The organism is Candidatus Omnitrophota bacterium (assembly GCA_028707125.1).
Taxonomy (GTDB): Bacteria; Omnitrophota; Gorgyraeia; order Gygaellales; family JAQTUX01; genus JAQTUX01.
Map to the genome: position 1 here is coordinate 139,632 of JAQTUX010000001.1, position 17,806 is coordinate 157,437.

Genomic DNA, 17,806 nt, shown 5'->3' on the forward strand with positions numbered 1-17,806 from the left:
GGATATATGAATATTGCGCTGGAGGCCGGGAGTGTCGGCAGAGATGCTATATCACTTGCTGCCGCGCGCGGCTTTTACAAGATTGTTGCGCTCCTGGCAGTTGTGTTTATCGTCAGGCGCCTCGGGCCGTATGATTCCGGAGTATATTTCTTTTCTTTCGCCTTTGGGCGCGTATGGGGATATTTGGTAAATGCCGGGCTCAACCATTACCTGATCAGGGAGGTGGCCGGCGGTAAGGTAGATCCCGCCGTACTGGTAGGGGATATCGCGGGTTTCCGTATAATAAATGCTGTGTGCGCGATGTCTGCGGCAGGCCCGGCGGCTCTTCTTTTATTCCCGCGATCATGGCAGTATATCGTCCTTGGCACGGCATCAATAGTTTTGGATGAGATCGCCTACACGTTTTCTTCATATTTCCTGGCCAGGAGGGAAGTCGTATTTAATATAATCGCGGGCGTATCATCCAGGGTGGTCTTTATCGCGCTGTTGTATTTGGTATTAATCAGCGCGGGAGGGCTGAAGGAGGTGCTGCTGGCCTATTTTTTTACAAGCGCCTTTTTTCTTACGGCGAGCCTGTTGCTGGCCGTCAGGTTATTGGGGAGATTCAAAGTCGGTTTTTTACGCTATAAGCGGCTTTTTGCCTCCGGAGTGTATTTTTTAGGCATCATTATCATTCTACCTTTGGCCCCGGACATGATATCCATACTGTTGGGGTATCTTGGCGATATTCAGGGCACGGCGTTTTTTAATGCCGCCCATACTATTTGCAGCGGGGCGCTATTTATCCCGCAGGCCGCTACGGCTGTGCTATATCCGGTCATGGTAGGGCTATTTAACGCGGATACGCCCGTTGGCTTGAAAACATATGACAGATATCTTATAGTTTTTTTGCTTTGTGGATGCTGTATGTCTGTTTTGCTATGGTTTTTTGCCGGCCCCCTGATCGCGCATATATTCGGCAGCCATTTTATGGCATCGGTTTCGGCCCTGCAGTTGTTGTCTTTATCGCTGCCTTTTTTATTGGCCAATAGCCTGAACTCCGTATGCCTTATGTCGTTATATAAAGAGCGTTTTCTGATAAGCGTGTTATTAGCAGGCATTTTGTTTAATGTCGTCCTGGGGGCCGCATTAATACGCCTATACGGATTGCGGGGCGCGGCTATGACCGTAGTTGTAACCCAGGCCTTGATTTTTGCAGTTGCCGTCAGGGAATGCCGTAAGGCGCAGCCAATCAAAACAGGGATATGCCGAATACCTTGAAGAGAGATAGGGCCATCTTGATCCTGATCTGCTGTATGTCCGCCGCCTTATTCTTTTCGCATTATCCCTTCTCGGGCCCCATTACCACAAACCCCTCAGCCACCCATTATTATATCGCCAGAGAGGTCGCCGGCGGTTCACCGCTGTATAAGGATATCTTTTCCGACAAACCGCCTTTGCATGATTATCTCCTCGCCGCCCCATTTTTATTGACGAGGGGAGACATAATAAAATCCATAATCGTTTCGCGGTTTATCTTCTTCTTTATCTTTCTCTGCGGCGCAGCCGCGTTATTTATATTTTCCAAAGCAGTATTGCAAAAGGAACAGCTCGCCCTTCTGTCCGTCGTATCTTTTATAGGCGTGGGATTCCCGTATTTCGCCCTTGTAGGGGGCAATAAGTGGCAGCTTTTGACCTCCTGCCTGGGGATTATCTCCGTGTTATGTTATATAAGGATGAGATTGTTCCTTTGTGGTGTATTCGCCGCATTGGCGGCTATGACCTGGCTGCCGGGCCTTGTCTTTTTAGCCGGGCCGTTAATATATACAGTATTATTTGAAGATGACAGGATAAAGAAGGGCAAGATATTGATATTTGGTTTTGCGCTCCCGGTTATCTCGATCATTATTCTCCTCCTCCTGCAAGGATCACTGCGTGACTGCATTCTCCAGACCATTTTATTTGGTATGGTCAGTGTCCCGGTTCGCTGGCTGGAGGGGCCGTGGGGCAATATCCGCGATACCATTGTCCGGGATTATCTCTATAATATCATCTTGATCCTGCTGGGTGTTGCCGGTTATATAGCGGGTATTTCGCGCATGTTGATCTGGCGGGTCAGCGGCCCCAGGCATAATCAACACAGAGCTAATTTTCTCGCCCTTTTTTATCTCTCGGCATTGATCTTGATTTCCCTGGCGAATTTCCAGCAGGGGCCCGATTTTATCCCCCTTATTCCCTGGTTATGTTTATACGCGGCGTTTCTGCCGGATGGCCCTTTTGCTTTATTAAGGCGGCGGATAACAGGACGGCTGCTTTACGGCGTTTTTTTATTGTCCGTGGCTATCTCATTATACGGCGCAGTTGGAGAATCTCCCGCCCTGACCCTGCATGATCAGCAGAGCGGCATCCTGGGGCGCCTGGATAGACTGGGCGTGGGCAAGGCAGACGGCATATTTTCTGACAGGGCGTCTATTTATCTGCTGTTTTTCGGCAAGAAAAACATCATTAAATACCATGAGCCATTGGCAACGCATCTATATAAGGCGATAGAGAGGTTTGAAGCCGGCGGATTTAAGTATATCCTGATGGAAATCAAGATGCGCAGGCCAAAGGCGATCATTGTGCGCGCGACAGAAGCCGATGAAGTATTTCCGAGATTTCGTGAATATATTGAAGCAGATTATGCGCTCGCGGATAGTTATGACGGCAGGATGTTTTATATAAGAAAATAAATCCTCTAATAAGATGAATTTCAGAAGATTAAGAGAAGCCGCTCTCCCGCTGCTTTTGGTCTTATACGCATTTACCAGGGCCGTATTGTGGTTATTCCCAAGCAAACAGGCCGTTTGTTTTTACGACTGGATTTCCCTTATGGGTTATGTGGCCGCCAGGGACATAATGAACGCGGGCCTGCGGGCGCCCCTTTATATGTATCAACCCGTGGCTCATATGGGCGGGACATTGGCCAACGGATTTTTTATGATTCCTTTCGCGGCCATATTCAGAAACCCCGCAATTGCGTTGAATGCGCTATCCTTAATGTGGTCGCTTGCCACGCTGGCGCTTCTTTTCTGTTTTTTAAGGACATTCTTCGGTTATCTCGCGGCAATTTTAGCCTGCGTCTTTTATATATTCGCCCCCATGCCCATTTTGCGCTACTCCTTGATTCTCGACGGTACTCATTATCAATCGGTATCCTTGATCCTGGCCGTCGCGTGGTTATTTTATAGAATTATTTTTGAACACAGGAACGGCAGCATTGATTTTTGGTGGTTTGGCTTGCTGTGCGGTTTCAGCGCATTTTTTTCATACGGCAACTTCCTGGCGATCGCCGTATGCCTGTGTATGTATGCCTTATCGGCAGGGCGGCCCAGGGTGAACTTAAAACAGGCCTCTGTATTTTCGCTGTCGGCCTTGGCGGGATTGAGCCCTTGGGCCTACTATAATTTTCATAATAATTGGGCGGGGCTGTTAGTTAAGGCCGAGCAGAATACCGGCAGCATGCATTTTCTGGGCGGCATAAGTAGCCGTTTTCGCCTGTCCGATGTCCTCAGCGCCGATTTTATATACGACGGGTCTTCCGGTGTCGCGGGGGCGCTGCCAGATTCCTTGAGCCGGTTTTTATCATTGCTGTACTATATTATACTTGCCGCGGCTTTGTGCTATGCGCTCTTGCGTTGGCGGCGCAGAGGCGCGGGCATGCCTAAAGAGACATTCTTTATTCTTTATATATTGCTTTTTACGGTTGCGTTTATATCTTCCTTGTTTCTGTTAAAATGGTCATATATCATATTTATTACGCTGAGCGGCATTGTCTTGGCGGCGCTCCTGGTCAGGGACCTATGGCTGCAGCGGGGGATATTTTTAAAAGCATCCGGGCATTGCATATTCATTGTTTTGATCGGCGTTGGTATGATATCCATGGGCAGATGCGTTGCCCGGGACAGGCCAGTTCATGTCCGGATAAAAGAGCCGATGTTGGATAACGCCTTTGTGCAGGCGGTTTCCCGTAATATTGCCTGGGGCTATTTAAGGGGCGGCCCTGAATCAGAGGTCGTTAGGCGGTCGGCATACATTGGCGCCCCGTTTAAGCCGCTATTTTACAATCTGCTTGGGTATTATATTTATTCCGCCGGTAATGATGTATTCTTGCATTCAGGACCTGATAAGGTTGTCCCCGCCGCGTACGTACCCAATTTTTATGAAGGCATCGGCGCGGGGGCAGTGAGGCGTTTCGGGATTTTGTCACGCGGCAAGAAAGTTGACCATGCCCTGTTGTCCTTGCTTCCTGGGTTGTTGTCTGCGGCGATTCCGCAAGGTGATTTTAAGCGCCTTTACCTGGGCGTGGGCGCTTATATAGGGCGGATATGGTCGTATCCCGCGATAGAGATCGACAGGATGGCAGAGTGTATTCCGTCTGAATACAGGGAATATTTTTTGACCGGTATAGGCAAGGGGTATGCCGCGAAATGCGTCTGTTGTCCATCAGCGTTCTCCCCGGCCGCAAAAAAAGAAGACGCCTTGATCTATCAAAAGGGGTTAGAGATGTTCATCAAAGAGAATTACCCTGTTGATAAGGGTATGTCGGTTAACAATGACTAGAAAAAACAGGTTATTTTCGGGGATTACGGCAGCTGTGTTTGTCCCGCCTTTAATATTATGGTTATTATATTTTACCTTAGGCCATAAGGCAGTGGACGTTGTATACGGGGGGCAAGGCCCTGCCTGGGCGAGGAATTTGATCATTGACCATGATCTGCATCCTCCCGAGTACTACTATGCCCTGGCCGACGATGAGATGCTCAAGATTATCGCCCTTGCTTTTTGCGCGCTGTTTTTTATCTGGCTCATCTGTGCCTTTATTTTACATCGCAAGGTGTTTATTGTGACAGGCCTTACAGGGTTAGCCGTTTTACTCCGGCTTAATTTTACCCTGGACAGGGGGGGTGACTACCGCGATTTCGCGCTTCGACTGGAGCAAAAATCAGCAAGGTCAGGGGATATAGTGAAGCGTGCCCGGGCTTTTAATGAACAGGGTATTCTGCGGGCATTGGCAGACAGCCGGCGAGGCGGATTCTGCTTTCGGTTTGATGAGCGTTTATATGAAGCCGATGTTGATACGCGATATAAGCCCTTGGATACAGGGGAACATTGCGTTAGATTTGATTTTGAGGATGAGGAAGGGGTGTTCAGTGTCCGCGATGGCAATCTTTCCGTTGTAAATGGCGCGCTGTTGCTGGAAAATAAGGGAGAGGTTTTGTTGGCAAATCAAAAGCCGTTAGATATTGATCCCCGTAACCTGGGAGAAGTTGTAATACGGATGAAAACGGAAAATTCCAGGAATTTCCTGGTGTACTGGTCTGGCGTAGAGGCCAAGACAAGGGATAAGTTATCAAGGAATATAACGCTTATCCCGGACGGGCAATTTCATACCTACAGGATCAATGCGCAGACCGATATACTGCCGAGCATGGGTTCCGGGGAGAAGATTAAGAATATATTTTTGAAATTCCCCGCGCCGCATAAAGAATCTATCCTTATTGATTATATTTATTTTTTGGATAAACAGTCCCATTATAATAATGCCTGCGGCGTTACTTATATACAGATAGGGAATCAAATGAGGCCCGCCGTATACATGCATCCTTTGAGTGAATTAAAATATTCTTTAACGTTACCAGAAGAGCGTGTTGTATTGTCATTCGGCTTGGGGGTATTACAGGGGGAGTCACCCGTGGATTTTGCCATCAAGGTTAAGGATGAGGAGAATATCGCGGAGATCTTTTCAACGCGGGCCGCCAATGTTGACGCCTGGGGCGATTATTCGCTTGATCTGAGCGCCTGGAGGGGCAAGCCCGTAGAGGTTAGTTTTATTACAGGGGATAATGATGAGAATGTCTTATTTTTGAGCAGCCCGGCATTATTGAGCAGCCCGGCGAATAAATTGAATGTAATCATCTTTCTTGAGGACGCGTTAAGGGCAGACCATTTATCTTGTTACGGGTATGCGCGCGATACCTCGCCTTTTCTGAGCGAGTTTTCCGGTGCGGGCGCGATATTTCTTAATGCGTTTTCTCAGGCTCCTAACACAAGGGCTTCCTGCGCCAGCCTGATGACCTCGCTATATCCTTCTGCTACGGGCGCCTGGTATTTCCCTTTGGACAACGCCTATTTGACCCTGCCGGAGATCATGCGGGCGGGCGGTTTTGTCACGGCCTCATTTTCACAAAGCCCCAAGGCCGGGCCGTATGGCGGGTTGCATCAGGGGTTTGATTATATGTTTGAGATACAAAGGCAGGGCGCGGGAGAAGAGGGATTTTATAATGATCTCTACCGTTGGATCGCGGATAATAGAGACAGCAATTTTTTCCTCTATGTGCATCTTTTGGACCCTCACAGCCCTTACGATGCTCCCGAACCTTTTCGGGATTGGTATGAGCAGGATGCCCGGACGGGCGAGCCGGTTGATATGTGCGACATTTATGACCCCCCATGGGTCCAACGGGCTACGAAGGAAGGGAGGATAGCGCTTTATGACGGCGAGATCAGGCATAATGACGACATATTCCGAAGGTTCATTGAAGACCTGGCGCAGTTAAATCTACTGGACGATTCTTTGATCATATTTATGTCTGACCATGGGGAGTTTTTTGGCGAACATGGCCAATGGCATCATCATCCCCCTTTATATAAAGAGGTGCTTCACATACCCTTGATCATGGCGTATCCCAAGGGCATCGCCGCCGGTAAAAGGATATATGACAATGTACAGATCGTTGATATTATGCCGACCATTCTGGATATGGCCGGCATAGAAAGAGAAGGGCTGTTGCTTTATGGCGAGTCATTGCTTCCGTTGCTTGCCGCTCCATCTGCGCAACACGTCCGGATGGGGATATCCTACGCGGATGAGGTATCTTCAAAGATAGACAGCGAAATTGCAAGGGATGCTTCAGGAGGCCTGTTCTATGGAGCGCACCACATTTTATCTTCTTCGTTGTTCCAGCCGCTTAAGGCCAAGTTGATCCGCCTGCCGCTTGATGTATTTTGGACAAAGATATTTGATTTAAACCATAATCCGTCGGAAAACGCGCCATTAATGTCCTATTTCTCAGATTTGATATTGAAGTTCAAATTCGCGCGGTTTGTGTCGACTATCAAAAGTAATAATGTAGAGATCAAGAACAATATAATCAAGGGCAACTTTACGGAAAACATTTATGACGAAGATTTGTCCCGTCAATTACGAAGCCTTGGTTATACGCAGTGATTAAATCATTTTATAGATGAAAATTTTATTGTTGTTCCCTCCTCAGGCTGATATCACACATCCCTATTTAGCCCTGCCGGCGCTTTCCGCCTATTTAAAACAACAGGGGTTCGACAACGTCATCCAGAGGGACCTTAATATTGAGTTCCATAATAAAATATTGACCAGAGAAAGGCTGCTCAGGGCCTTTAATGTCGTATCTGATGAATTTGAGAGATTGCAGAAAAAGCGGTCACTCACCCCCGCGGAGATATTTCGATATTTCAGGCTGATGCCCGTAAAATTCGCCCCTTATATCATGAATAATCTGGAGTGGGCGATTGATACGGTGAGAGACAAATATGCATTCCCCAGATATTGGCCGAATGCCTTAAGGATCATTGAAGAAGCGTTGATGCTGGTTTCTAACGAATATTTTCCCAGCCGGCTGGCGTTCAGGGATTACCTGTCCGGATATTCACGGGTTTCTACCGAAGAGATCATGAAGGCGTCTTATGATGCGGGCAGCAATATGTTTTATGACTTCTTTCAAGAGTGCGCAGTGCCCTCAATTATCAGGGAATCTCCCGGCTTGATAGGCATATCCGTAACTTACGACAGCCAGATAATACCCGCATTCACGCTTGCCCGCATGATTAAGGAAAAGATGGGCCATGCGCATATTACAATAGGAGGCAGGGTTTTTACGTATCTGCAAAATGAGATATCGCGCGATGAAAGGTTATTCGCATTTATTGATAGTTTTATTATCTTTGAGGGCGAGCGGCCTTTGTGCGAACTCGCGAATCAGCTGGGAAAAGGGGGGGCGCTGGGGGATGTGCCCAATCTTATATTTATGTCAAAGGGCAAGGCCCGATCTACCGTAGAGGCGCCTGATTCCGCGCCCCTTGATTTGGATGCGTTACCCACGCCGGATTTTTCAGGCATACCCCTGGATCGTTTTTTCGCGCCCGGCATAGTCCTGCCTCTGCAGACATCGCGCGGATGCTATTGGGGCAGGTGCGCCTTTTGTGACCGCGGTTATTTTTACGGCAGGCCGGCCAGGCAGAGGAGCGTTGAAAAGATATGTGATGATATCCAGGTACTTTCCGGAAGGTATAATGCCCGGCATTTCTATTTCTCTAACGAGGCAGAGGCACCTCAGAGGCTGGGGGATTTGGCCGTTTTGCTGATAGGCCGCGGCTTGAAGATCTGTTGGGGCAGTGACGCGCGCCTCGAGCCAGGTTTTACGCGGCAGGTCTGCGGTCTGCTGGCTGAATCAGGGTGCCATTCTTTATACATGGGGCTTGAATCAGGCAGCCAGCGCCTGCTGGACAGGATGGACAAAGGCATTATCATACAAGAGGCCGAACAGGTTATCCGGAATGTCTACCGCTCGGGCATCTTTGTCTATCTGTTTAATTTTCAGGGATTTCCCACAGAGACGATAGAAGACATAAAACATGGCACGCACGATTTTATACAAAAGAATACCGATTGGATTGATTATCTTTCGGGCGGCCTTTTCCATCTGCGCAGGGCCAGTCCTGTATGGAAAGACCCCGGGCAATACGGCGTCCGTTTAAACGGCACAGGTATCAATTTTGACCTGGCGGTTGATTTTGAATATGAAGTAGAATCAGGCCTGGAGATGCGCGAGGCAGAGGGCATTGTCCGCCTCTGGGAAGAGCAGGGCGCGCCTGAAAAATTTCGGCATATGGTCTATACGGCCAAGCCGCTGCTGTTTTTTCTAAACAGGGATTCCTTCCACAGGATAAAATACAATGATAACACATGCATGCGGGAGGGCGGTGTTCCCCGTGTATCTGAGGCGCTGACCATGGAAGCGCGTTTATCACCGGAACAATATGGGCATATCCGCCAAATATACCAGTTGAAATTGATGCGGCTTTCCTGGGTTCAGGGTAAAATGCCCGTAGATGACATCGTAAGTGGTTTAAACATCGGCCAGGAGGAGCGGGGCACGTTTGTATTTGATGAAGAGGCGGTAGCCTGGGTGGGGATGCCTAATGAAGCCGGAGCGCGGAAGAATAGATAGGGGCAGCGGGCTCAAAGTAAATATTGTCCTGGGCGCCCACTATAATTGGGTGTTTAAAAAAATAGTGGGCAAGATCCGGGAGATGTCGCGCTGCGATATTTTGATCTCTCCGGAGCCAAGACGGGGCGCGGATGTGTACCATTATTTTTGTCCGCAGCCGGCACAGCAGTTTCGTTATAAATTAAAGCGATCCATTATAACCGTTCATCATTTTGCGGATTATGAGAATGACCATTTTGTGGCAAGGCCGCCTATCAAAAACTGGGCTGATCCCGTTATCTGGGAGTGGAGCCGTTCTTTCAATGCCCGGAAAGACATATTAGAACAGTGCTCTGTCATCGTTTGCGTGGCAAAGAGATACAGGGGCTTTTTACAAAAGCAATTTCCCGATAAGATGATCGCGTATATACCTAATGCGGTAGACGATGTCTTTTTCCGTCTTAAACCCGTAGCTCATAAAGGTTTTACCGTAGGCATTGTAGGCAGGAATTATGCCTCCGGTCGTAAAGGCAACGAACTACGCAGGAGGATAATGCGCGGTTTTCCTGCCCGGTATATTTTTGTCGGTGAGAGATGGGAGCCGGAAGTGCTTTGGGCCGGACAGCACTTTATTATTGCAGAGGCCCATGATATGCCGGGCGTTAAATACCGGCGATTATTCAGTAAATTAGATGCCTTGCTTGTTACCTCAAAAGATGAAGGCGGACCCGTCCCTATGCTTGAGGCCATGGCTGTGGGGATACCGGTCATCAGCACGGATGCGGGGATGTCTTCCGAGATTATAAAGGACGGAATTAACGGGTATGTTGTTAAAGGGCGCATTTCAGCAATTAAGGCATTGAATGCCGCAAAGAAAAAATCTTGGGATCGGCGGACCATCCGTTCTTATGTCCGTGATCTTACCTGGGATAATTTAGTCGGAAGATACGACGAGGTATATTCCTGCATAAAAAAGGCACGCAAATAAGATGGGGATTTTTATTACGGCCTCAAAGACAGGGCAGAAGCACATGCTTAAAGAGGGCGCCAGGCGGCTTATCCTGATGCTTTGCCGCAACAGGGCGGCATTCTCACTGTTCTGCGGTATATATAAATTGTCTTTATATATGTTTACGATATGTATCAGGCGCTTTTGTCCCGGCTGCTCAATATACCTGAAGTCAGGGATGGCCAAAGATGAAATATATCCCGGAAGCAGCGATATCGATATTACGGTAGTAATCCAGGATGCCCCTGTTGAGCAAAAGGTGTCCAAGATGAGGGGGGTCGTTAGAATATTCCGTTTCTTTAAGGCGGCATTCTTCATATTTAGCGACATGCACGTTTTTACAGAGACCGAGATCAATACTTACATTGTATCCGGCTATGGCACGGAGGAATACGGCAAGAACATAACGCCTTGGAGGTTGATCGCAGGCAAAGACCGGGTGGATTTCCAGATGATAGACAGATGCGATTTTAAGCAACCGTTTATTTTTTTAAGGCCCATCGCTATCTATGCGGATGTTTTATTAAGGGAATATTTCTGCGGGCGGGATGGCCAGAGGTATTTTTACCGGGACATTTATAAATCCCTTTTAACTATTTATAAATATAGCCTTTTCCTGAAGGGGCATACTACTACTACGTTCCAGAGCTATAGGCAGATACGGATATCCGCGCAAAGATTTTACGGCGAAGATAAGAGGATCAGGGATGTATTAAGTAAGCTTGCCGCGCTGGAAAGACAGGGGTTTTTTGGGAGGTTTGACAGCGTTTTCGCCGAGGAGGTGATCACCCTGTTTTTGTTAGAGTGCGATAGTTTATTTGCGTTGCTCGATGGGCACCGCCGTATAAGGACAGAAGAGGCGATGGTCCAAAGCACAGGCATATGTCTTCAGGATGAACCGCCTCCCGCGCTATTTAGCGACAGTGAATTGTTCCAGTATTTGAGTGGCTGCGACGGTGTAGCGCTGTTAGATAATGCTCATACCGGCCGCTATGTGATAATGGCGGTGGCGGCCCTGGCAGGGCAGGAGCAGAGATTCAGAAAGAATCTTAAAAATATCCGCGACCTGTACACTGAATATATGCCCCGCCATGATTCTCTTGATGGGTATCCTCTTATATTTGATATTAACTCCGTAAAGATATTTATGAGCATTAATCCCGACCTGTATTTTTCCTTAATGCGCAGCAATAAAATCTATCCGGGAACGGCGCAACTTAAAAAGATGCTTATAGAGGCGGAGGGATTGGTAAGGGGTTCTATCGTCAACAAGATACCGCATTGGTTTTGCAGGTCTTTTATCGCCTTCAGGGAAGGCGACCTGTCGTACCTGAAACGTAATATTAATACCATAATCAGAATGGCGTTGTTTATGAAATATGGGATGTATATAGAAAAAGACGAGGAATTATTGTTCTGGTCAGACAGCAAGTTCGCGGCCTTCTCCGATTACTACCGTAAGATTGTTTCTATCGATTGTTCCAACGTAAGCAGCGCGATTTATAAAAGGGCGATGCGGGATGCGATGGGACTATACTATCGTATGCTGCCGTATCTTGAACAGGAATTATATGATACTAAGGCTTTACGTGCTTAATTGAGGGTAAGACATAATGATATCTACCCCGGCTCAATGAACAGATCAAAGACGGTTAATATCATTATTTTAACTCTGTTGTTCTCTGCGTCGGCATTTTGGTTTATACACCCCGTTTTGCTTAAGGGAATCCACAATAACGGCCGCGGCGATTGGGATGAGCATTTTTTCTATCACGAGTCCGCCCGGAAGGCGATCGTTGAATACAGGCAGTTTCCCCTCTGGAATCCTTATGATTCAGGAGGCACCCCGCTTCTGGGCAACCCGCAGGCGAGGTTTCTCTCCCCAACCTTCCTATTGGAAACGATGTTTGGTACGATCGTCGGGCTTAAATTGGAGGTATTTCTGCATTTTCTGATTGGTTTATCAGGCATGTATTTATTCGCGCGCCATTGCAGCGTTTCTACGCAGGCGGCGTTATTCGCATCCCTGGTATTCATGTTCAATGGTTTGTTCGCAGCCCATATCGCCGCAGGCCACTCCTGGATATTGCCTTATGCCTACATACCTTATGTTGTCCTGTTCTACGATAAGAGCATTGAGGCGGAGGGCGCGAAGAGGTTCAGAAACCTGCTCTATGCAGCCCTGTTTGTCCTGTTGATGCTGTTCGGGGGAGGAATATATCCCCTCCCGCTGCTCATTATATTTATGTCTTTTTACGCATTGGCGTCAGCCATCGTCGGAAGAAAGGCGAGATATGTAATCAATCTTTTTGCGGTGTTCATTCTGGCATTTGCGCTTGGGGCCGTAAAGGCCCTGCCTACAATAGAGGCGCTTGCGCGCGTGCCCAGATATACCCCCGGGGAGTTCGTAGACCTGAATCTCTACGGCCTGATTTATAAGTTCTTCGGCAGGGCGCATCATTTTTCCTGGCCTGGCAAGGTCTTTGAGGGGCAGAACATATTCTGGCACGAGCACGTTTCTTATATAGGCATTTTACCGTTTGTTTTTTTTCTGCTGGGCATGCGCGGCGCCTGGAAGTCGCGGCAGCCGCTGGTTATATCATCGTTTTTTTTATTCCTGATCGCCTTGGGCGGCAGACCGGAGTTTTCACCTTGGCACATTATGCATAACCTGCCGTTTTTTAACTGCCTGCGCGTAGAAAGCAGGGCAACGATGTTATTCCTATTTGGCCTTGCCTTGATATGCGCTCAAGGGGTGGATTATTTTAAGCGATATATCAGACGTTGGGGCAGATTCGCTTCATTGATCCTGCCTTTGGCGCTTCTGGCGGTTTATTGCGACCTTTATGCTGTAAACGCGCAATTCTTTAAAGGAGTTTTTTCTAAAAGGCCGCCTGTTGTAGTTTTTTCAGCAAAAGGCCCTGCCCGATGGAGCCCCGACTATGAACCGCTGGGCAAAAGAAAACCAAGTTTAGAGGCGCTTATGAATAATCGCGGCACGTTTATCACAGCCAATTATATACATCCACCGGTGCGGGCGCTGGCTTATACCGACCTTTCTTACAGGGGCGAGATTTATTTGTTGAACAGCCATGGCACCGTTGAGATAAGGCGCTGGTCGCCTAATACGCTGAAACTTTATTTACAAGGAATCAGCGGCACAGATATAGTTGTTATCAACCAGAATTTTTATCCGGGATGGCGTGTTTCAGGTATAGACAGCAGCGTCAGGCCGCATAACGGGCTCATCAGTTTCAGCGTGGGCAGACAGGACGCGGGGAAGGAGGTCGTGCTGACATTCCTGCCTTTCAGTTTTATCGCGGGGTGCGCATCCTCCATCCTGGCCCTGGCATTTTCTCTTTACTTTTTGACGCGGCGGCCATTCAACCGATCAAAGGCGATATGTTAACCCCTGTTAAGAAATTATCCCGTATTGATTTTATTCTGGCCGCGGTTATTCTACTGGCAAGTTTTCTGAGATTTTATAATCTCCGGTATATGGAATTTAAGGGAGATGAGGCAAGGTCGTCTCAGATGGCAGTTGATTTTATTGAAAAAAGGCAACCCTTCCCCGCCTGGTATTACTCGCATGGCCCGCGTTTTTCCGCATTATTGGCCTGGTTTATCATCCCCCCTTTTTCGTTATCGAAGAATCCCGTTGTCGCGACCGGATACTTAGTTATTTTTAATATCGCGGCAATCTGGTTATGTTATAAATTCTGCAGGGAGAATTTCAGTAAACGGGCGGCGCTCATTGCTTCTATTTTCCTGGCGGTCTCCCCCTGGCATATCCTGGCCGCGAGGAAAATATGGAGCTTTAGCTTGCTCGGGTTTTTTATCATGTTGTTTATGCGCAACTTTTTTAAGGCCCTATATAAGAGAAGGATAAATTATTCTTTGCCCGCCTTTACAGCTTTGCTTATTGCCTCGCATCTCCATATCAGCAATTTGCTATTTTGTGTTTTCGCCCTTATTATGATCGTTTTATATGCCCACAAAGCGTATTGGAAATATACGTTAGTTCTCTTAACGTGTTTTTTCGCAGGATACGTGCCCTATCTGATAGGGGATTATAACGAGCATTTTCACAGCCTTAACGCGCTTTTCCACCTGCCATTTTCAATTTACCCTGTTAGACCGCAGCTGTTCATTTCGGCTGTTAATCAGGCCACTGCCCATGGCCTGCAGTTATATTTGGGCGAATCTTACCCGGAATTTATCAGCGGTTTTAACGCATGCCGATTCCTTAACGCCTTATTAAAAGTGAGTATGGCGGCGGGGATTATTTATTGCATAGTTAACATCAGGAAACATATGAAGTTCGCTTTTCTGGCGCTCTGGTATCTGATCCCGATCTTGCTTATGTCCTTTTTCAGGATCAGGATTTCCAACGCGTATTTAATTATAATATTCCCCGTTCAATTTATCGTATTGGGCGTCTTTTTTGACGGTCTTTTAAGCAAAATACCAAGGGGGCCGGCGCTGCTGGCCGGTGTATTTATAACGACCCTGTTTTTTTACCAGCTCGCCTTTTCATTTCAACTCCTTACATTTATAGGTAATCATAGATATATTAAGGGCGGATATGGCCAGCCGTTTAAATATCAGGTGGAGGACATATCTAAGGCCATAACCCGGTTCGGAAAAGGCAGCATGAAGCAGATTCACGATAGCATACCCCAGGGTGCCGCTCATGACTTGTCCGCCACCGAATATATAGCGCGGAATTTAAGCGCAGGATGGCCGCCATGAGCAGGGGCAGGCGGCGGGTAGTTTTCATTTTTATGCTGCTTATTCTGGCGTTAAATCTGTCCAGTATGCGCAATAACAGCATCACTATTGACGAGAAGGCGTTTCATCGCGAATTTGGGCGGAGGATATTGGACCGCACGGCATTTTTGACGGGCGCGGGGACAATGCCGGTCACGGCCCTCAATGTCCTGCCGGTATATATCCTGGATAGATTGGGCATGGATATTCCCGAAAGAGGAGAATTGTTTATAGGCAGATTGGTTACTGTTTTCTGCTCTATGTTGCTGGGCCTGCTGGTTTTCCTGTGGGCAAACGATCTATACGGTTTCAAGGCGGCTGTTTTTTCTCTCGGGCTTTATGCCTTCAGCCCGAATATATTGGCGCATTCCCAGCTTATCACCACAGACATTTACAGCGCGTGTTTTATTTTCACGTCGCTATATTTATTTGTGAAATATCTTAAACGGCCTTCAATGCCCGGTTTGATCATGAGCGCAGCGGCAACGGCCCCGGCCCTATTAGCGAAAAACACAGCGTTGTTCCTGCCGCCTATTTTTGGCATCATCTTGCTAAGCAGCGGCTATTTACGCTCCCTGAAAAACAGGCGATCTATATTATTGAAAGGCATTGTTTACGCCTCCATAATTATTCTGCTGATCAATGCCGGATACCTGTTTAAGGATTCTTTTATGCCTCTCGGCAGTTTCCAATTTCAGAGTTGGATGTTGAACAAGGTCAAATCCTGTGCCGCGGACATCATTGTTCCGCTGCCGAGGTTATATCTCGAGACGATAGATCTGGGTAAATTTTATAATGATACATGCAGCGGCCATCCCACGCCGTATTTATTGGGAAGATTAAGCGATTCCGGATGCGGCTGGCCGTATTATTTTATTGCGGCCCTGCTGTTTAAATTGCCTTTGGCCATTATTATTTTATTGATCTTGGGTGCCGCGGTATTGATTAAGGATGGCTCAACGGACAATTTTGACAAAATAAGCGTTGGGGCGCCTCCGTTATTATTTTTGGCATTCTTTTTTCCGTTTTTCAATAATCAGGCCGGCATCCGCAATGCGCTTATATTATTTCCGTTCTTCTATCTAATTATTGCGAAGATAATTTCATACCGTCCGTTAATGCGGCATGGTATATTCAGGGTTTTTTTATTATCCATGGTCATGTGGTATTTAATTTCTGCCCTATCTTTCCACCCCCACTATTTATCGTATTTTAATGAACTGATAGGCAGAAGAGAAAATATGTATAAATATTTAGCAGATTCAAATGTCGATTGGGGGCAGAATAAGTATTATCTTAGAGGGTATCTTGATAAACATAAAGGGCTTAACGCGATAGTGAATCCTGAGCAGCCCTCAGAGGGAATTATCATTGTGAATATAAACAGCCTGGTGGGTATTACGCAAGACCCGCAGAAGTACCGATGGCTTAGGGAAAATTACGAGCCAGTCGGCCATATTGCGTATTCCTGGCTTATATATGATACTGCCGCAGGGAATAATAAAGTAGGCCATGCCGAAGTCTTGCCCGGAGGTTAATGCGCAGTATTATATGTTGATGCTCTATTCTGACGGGAGCGCAGGAACTTTAATATGGATTGCGCAATAATCTTGTTCCCGTAGGCGGTATGATGGCAATGGTCAAAAAAGAGCGGTTCCCGGCCTTCTTTGAAAACTTCTCTGAGGATAGGCAGTAAATCCAATACAGCGATATCCAGCTCTCTTGCTATATTTTTTAGCTGGGCCTGCGGATAAGCGTAGATGAATTCCGACTCTACCTGAAGCCTTACCGGAAAGATTACTATATATAACTTGAAACGGTTTTTCTCCGCTTGATACCCGAATTCCTTCAATAAGAGGTAGATCTTTTTCCACGCGCTTTTGCTCCACGCCTTGCCCCAATCCCGGATATTTTGATGGATGGCGCTATTAAAGGCCGGTTTGTCTTTTAAGGGTATTCCCGGCCCCGGAGGGAAATATCGGAGCACCTCTTTCCTTATGGCCGCGTTTTCTGCAGGCGGCGTGCCGCGATAGTCAGCGCCCACTTTTGCCATAAAAAAAGAAAAATATTGAAATAAATATTGCAGTAACCGGCTTTTATGAAAGACCGTAGGGGGGCTGATGATCCGAATACCCGGCGAAGGCCCGAAGTCGTTAAGGTAAAATCCAATAACAACAATGTCGGGGAGGGTCGATAAGCCGGTTTCCATAAGGATGGAATATTCGTTTTGAAGCCCGATAGCTCCGACGCCGGCATTAATGGTTTCTATGGGCCGGTCAGTAGAGCTGGAAAGTGCCGCGACGAGGCTGACAAACGTTTTGTCTTCTTCTAAATAATCCCCGAGGGTTATTGAGTCCCCAAGAAAAAGTATGCGCGTCCTGGTCTTGGGGCCGATCTCCGGATTACGATAACCCAGCGAGTTCGTGCGTATGCAGATATCTTTTTTACTGACGCGGTGATTTAGAATCAATATTTCCGTGTTTGGTTTTAAGCGTCTTCCCGCAGGGGTCTCAAGATATAGGCCGTTTTCCGGCACCGAATCTATTTTTATGATTACTTCTTTTTGATTTTCCTTTTGGATACTTGGCTTGAGGCCGGCAGGGGGTAAGCCGGATACCATTGACGGCCTCGGCAAGAAGGCGCGGGTCGCCGCTTCCGTCAACCCGAAAGCCAATATCGGAATAATCAAGAACGGAAAAATATTTTTGCGCCTCATGTTTAGTAGTATTATACATTTTTTACCGGTATTTAGGAAGCCCTT

11 protein-coding genes are annotated in these 17,806 nt (G+C 47.3%); 10 read left to right on the forward strand and 1 reads right to left on the reverse strand.

From position 1 onward, the window contains the following. Positions 1-6 precede the first annotated feature (6 nt). The 10 genes from PHR44_00765 (at position 7) to PHR44_00810 (ending at position 16,583) form a co-directional block, all read left to right on the forward strand. Positions 7-1,260 carry a polysaccharide biosynthesis C-terminal domain-containing protein gene (locus PHR44_00765; protein MDD4909201.1) on the forward strand — a complete coding sequence of 418 codons (1,254 nt, stop codon included), beginning with the start codon at positions 7-9 and terminating at the stop codon, positions 1,258-1,260. Continuing rightward, the gene (locus PHR44_00770; GenBank protein MDD4909202.1) at positions 1,257-2,711 is read left to right on the forward strand and encodes a hypothetical protein; all 1,455 of its coding nucleotides are present in this window, start codon (positions 1,257-1,259) and stop codon (positions 2,709-2,711) included. Before PHR44_00765 ends, PHR44_00770 begins: the two co-directional genes overlap by 4 nt. A 139-nt stretch (positions 2,712-2,850) precedes the next feature. Further along, the gene (locus tag PHR44_00775) at positions 2,851-4,581 is read left to right on the forward strand and encodes a hypothetical protein (protein MDD4909203.1); all 1,731 of its coding nucleotides are present in this window, start codon (positions 2,851-2,853) and stop codon (positions 4,579-4,581) included. Further along, on the forward strand, positions 4,574-7,249 hold the full coding sequence (locus tag PHR44_00780; GenBank protein MDD4909204.1) for a sulfatase: 2,676 nt from the start codon (positions 4,574-4,576) through the stop codon (positions 7,247-7,249). The genes PHR44_00775 and PHR44_00780 overlap by 8 nt, the downstream gene beginning before the upstream one ends. Before the next feature lie 16 nt (positions 7,250-7,265). Further along, a complete protein-coding gene (locus tag PHR44_00785) occupies positions 7,266-9,287 on the forward strand; it encodes a radical SAM protein (protein MDD4909205.1) in 2,022 nt (673 codons plus the stop codon). Continuing rightward, the gene (locus tag PHR44_00790; GenBank protein ID MDD4909206.1) at positions 9,259-10,254 is read left to right on the forward strand and encodes a glycosyltransferase family 4 protein; all 996 of its coding nucleotides are present in this window, start codon (positions 9,259-9,261) and stop codon (positions 10,252-10,254) included. The genes PHR44_00785 and PHR44_00790 overlap by 29 nt, the downstream gene beginning before the upstream one ends. A 1-nt stretch (position 10,255) precedes the next feature. Continuing rightward, a complete protein-coding gene (locus PHR44_00795; protein MDD4909207.1) occupies positions 10,256-11,872 on the forward strand; it encodes a hypothetical protein in 1,617 nt (538 codons plus the stop codon). A gap of 36 nt (positions 11,873-11,908) precedes the next feature. Beyond that, positions 11,909-13,684 carry a hypothetical protein gene (locus tag PHR44_00800; protein ID MDD4909208.1) on the forward strand — a complete coding sequence of 592 codons (1,776 nt, stop codon included), beginning with the start codon at positions 11,909-11,911 and terminating at the stop codon, positions 13,682-13,684. Beyond that, positions 13,678-15,027, forward strand: coding sequence for a hypothetical protein (locus tag PHR44_00805; GenBank protein MDD4909209.1), 1,350 nt, complete (start codon positions 13,678-13,680; stop codon positions 15,025-15,027). The genes PHR44_00800 and PHR44_00805 overlap by 7 nt, the downstream gene beginning before the upstream one ends. Continuing rightward, positions 15,024-16,583 (forward strand): glycosyltransferase family 39 protein, encoded by a 1,560-nt coding sequence (locus PHR44_00810; protein MDD4909210.1) that lies wholly within the window; start codon positions 15,024-15,026, stop codon positions 16,581-16,583. The genes PHR44_00805 and PHR44_00810 overlap by 4 nt, the downstream gene beginning before the upstream one ends. On the opposite strand, the gene PHR44_00815 is transcribed toward PHR44_00810, so the two are convergent. Next, complete coding sequence (locus PHR44_00815; protein MDD4909211.1) at positions 16,580-17,665, reverse strand: SGNH/GDSL hydrolase family protein; 1,086 nt, start codon at positions 17,663-17,665, stop codon at positions 16,580-16,582. The two genes, PHR44_00810 and PHR44_00815, sit on opposite strands and share 4 nt — an antisense overlap. Between the last annotated feature and the right edge of the window lie 141 nt (positions 17,666-17,806).

Bases quoted from the DNA above. Each gene is read 5' to 3' on its own strand.
- PHR44_00805 (MDD4909209.1), top strand. From the start codon at position 13,678: ATGTTAACCCCTGTTAAGAAATTATCCCGTATTGATTTTATTCTGGCC.
- PHR44_00780 (MDD4909204.1), top strand. From the start codon at position 4,574: ATGACTAGAAAAAACAGGTTATTTTCGGGGATTACGGCAGCTGTGTTT.
- PHR44_00810 (MDD4909210.1), top strand. From the start codon at position 15,024: ATGAGCAGGGGCAGGCGGCGGGTAGTTTTCATTTTTATGCTGCTTATT.
- PHR44_00765 (MDD4909201.1), top strand. From the start codon at position 7: ATGAATATTGCGCTGGAGGCCGGGAGTGTCGGCAGAGATGCTATATCA.
- PHR44_00790 (MDD4909206.1), top strand. From the start codon at position 9,259: ATGAAGCCGGAGCGCGGAAGAATAGATAGGGGCAGCGGGCTCAAAGTA.
- PHR44_00815 (MDD4909211.1), bottom strand. From the start codon at position 17,665: ATGGTATCCGGCTTACCCCCTGCCGGCCTCAAGCCAAGTATCCAAAAG.
- PHR44_00775 (MDD4909203.1), top strand. From the start codon at position 2,851: ATGGGTTATGTGGCCGCCAGGGACATAATGAACGCGGGCCTGCGGGCG.
- PHR44_00800 (MDD4909208.1), top strand. From the start codon at position 11,909: ATGAACAGATCAAAGACGGTTAATATCATTATTTTAACTCTGTTGTTC.
- PHR44_00785 (MDD4909205.1), top strand. From the start codon at position 7,266: ATGAAAATTTTATTGTTGTTCCCTCCTCAGGCTGATATCACACATCCC.
- PHR44_00795 (MDD4909207.1), top strand. From the start codon at position 10,256: ATGGGGATTTTTATTACGGCCTCAAAGACAGGGCAGAAGCACATGCTT.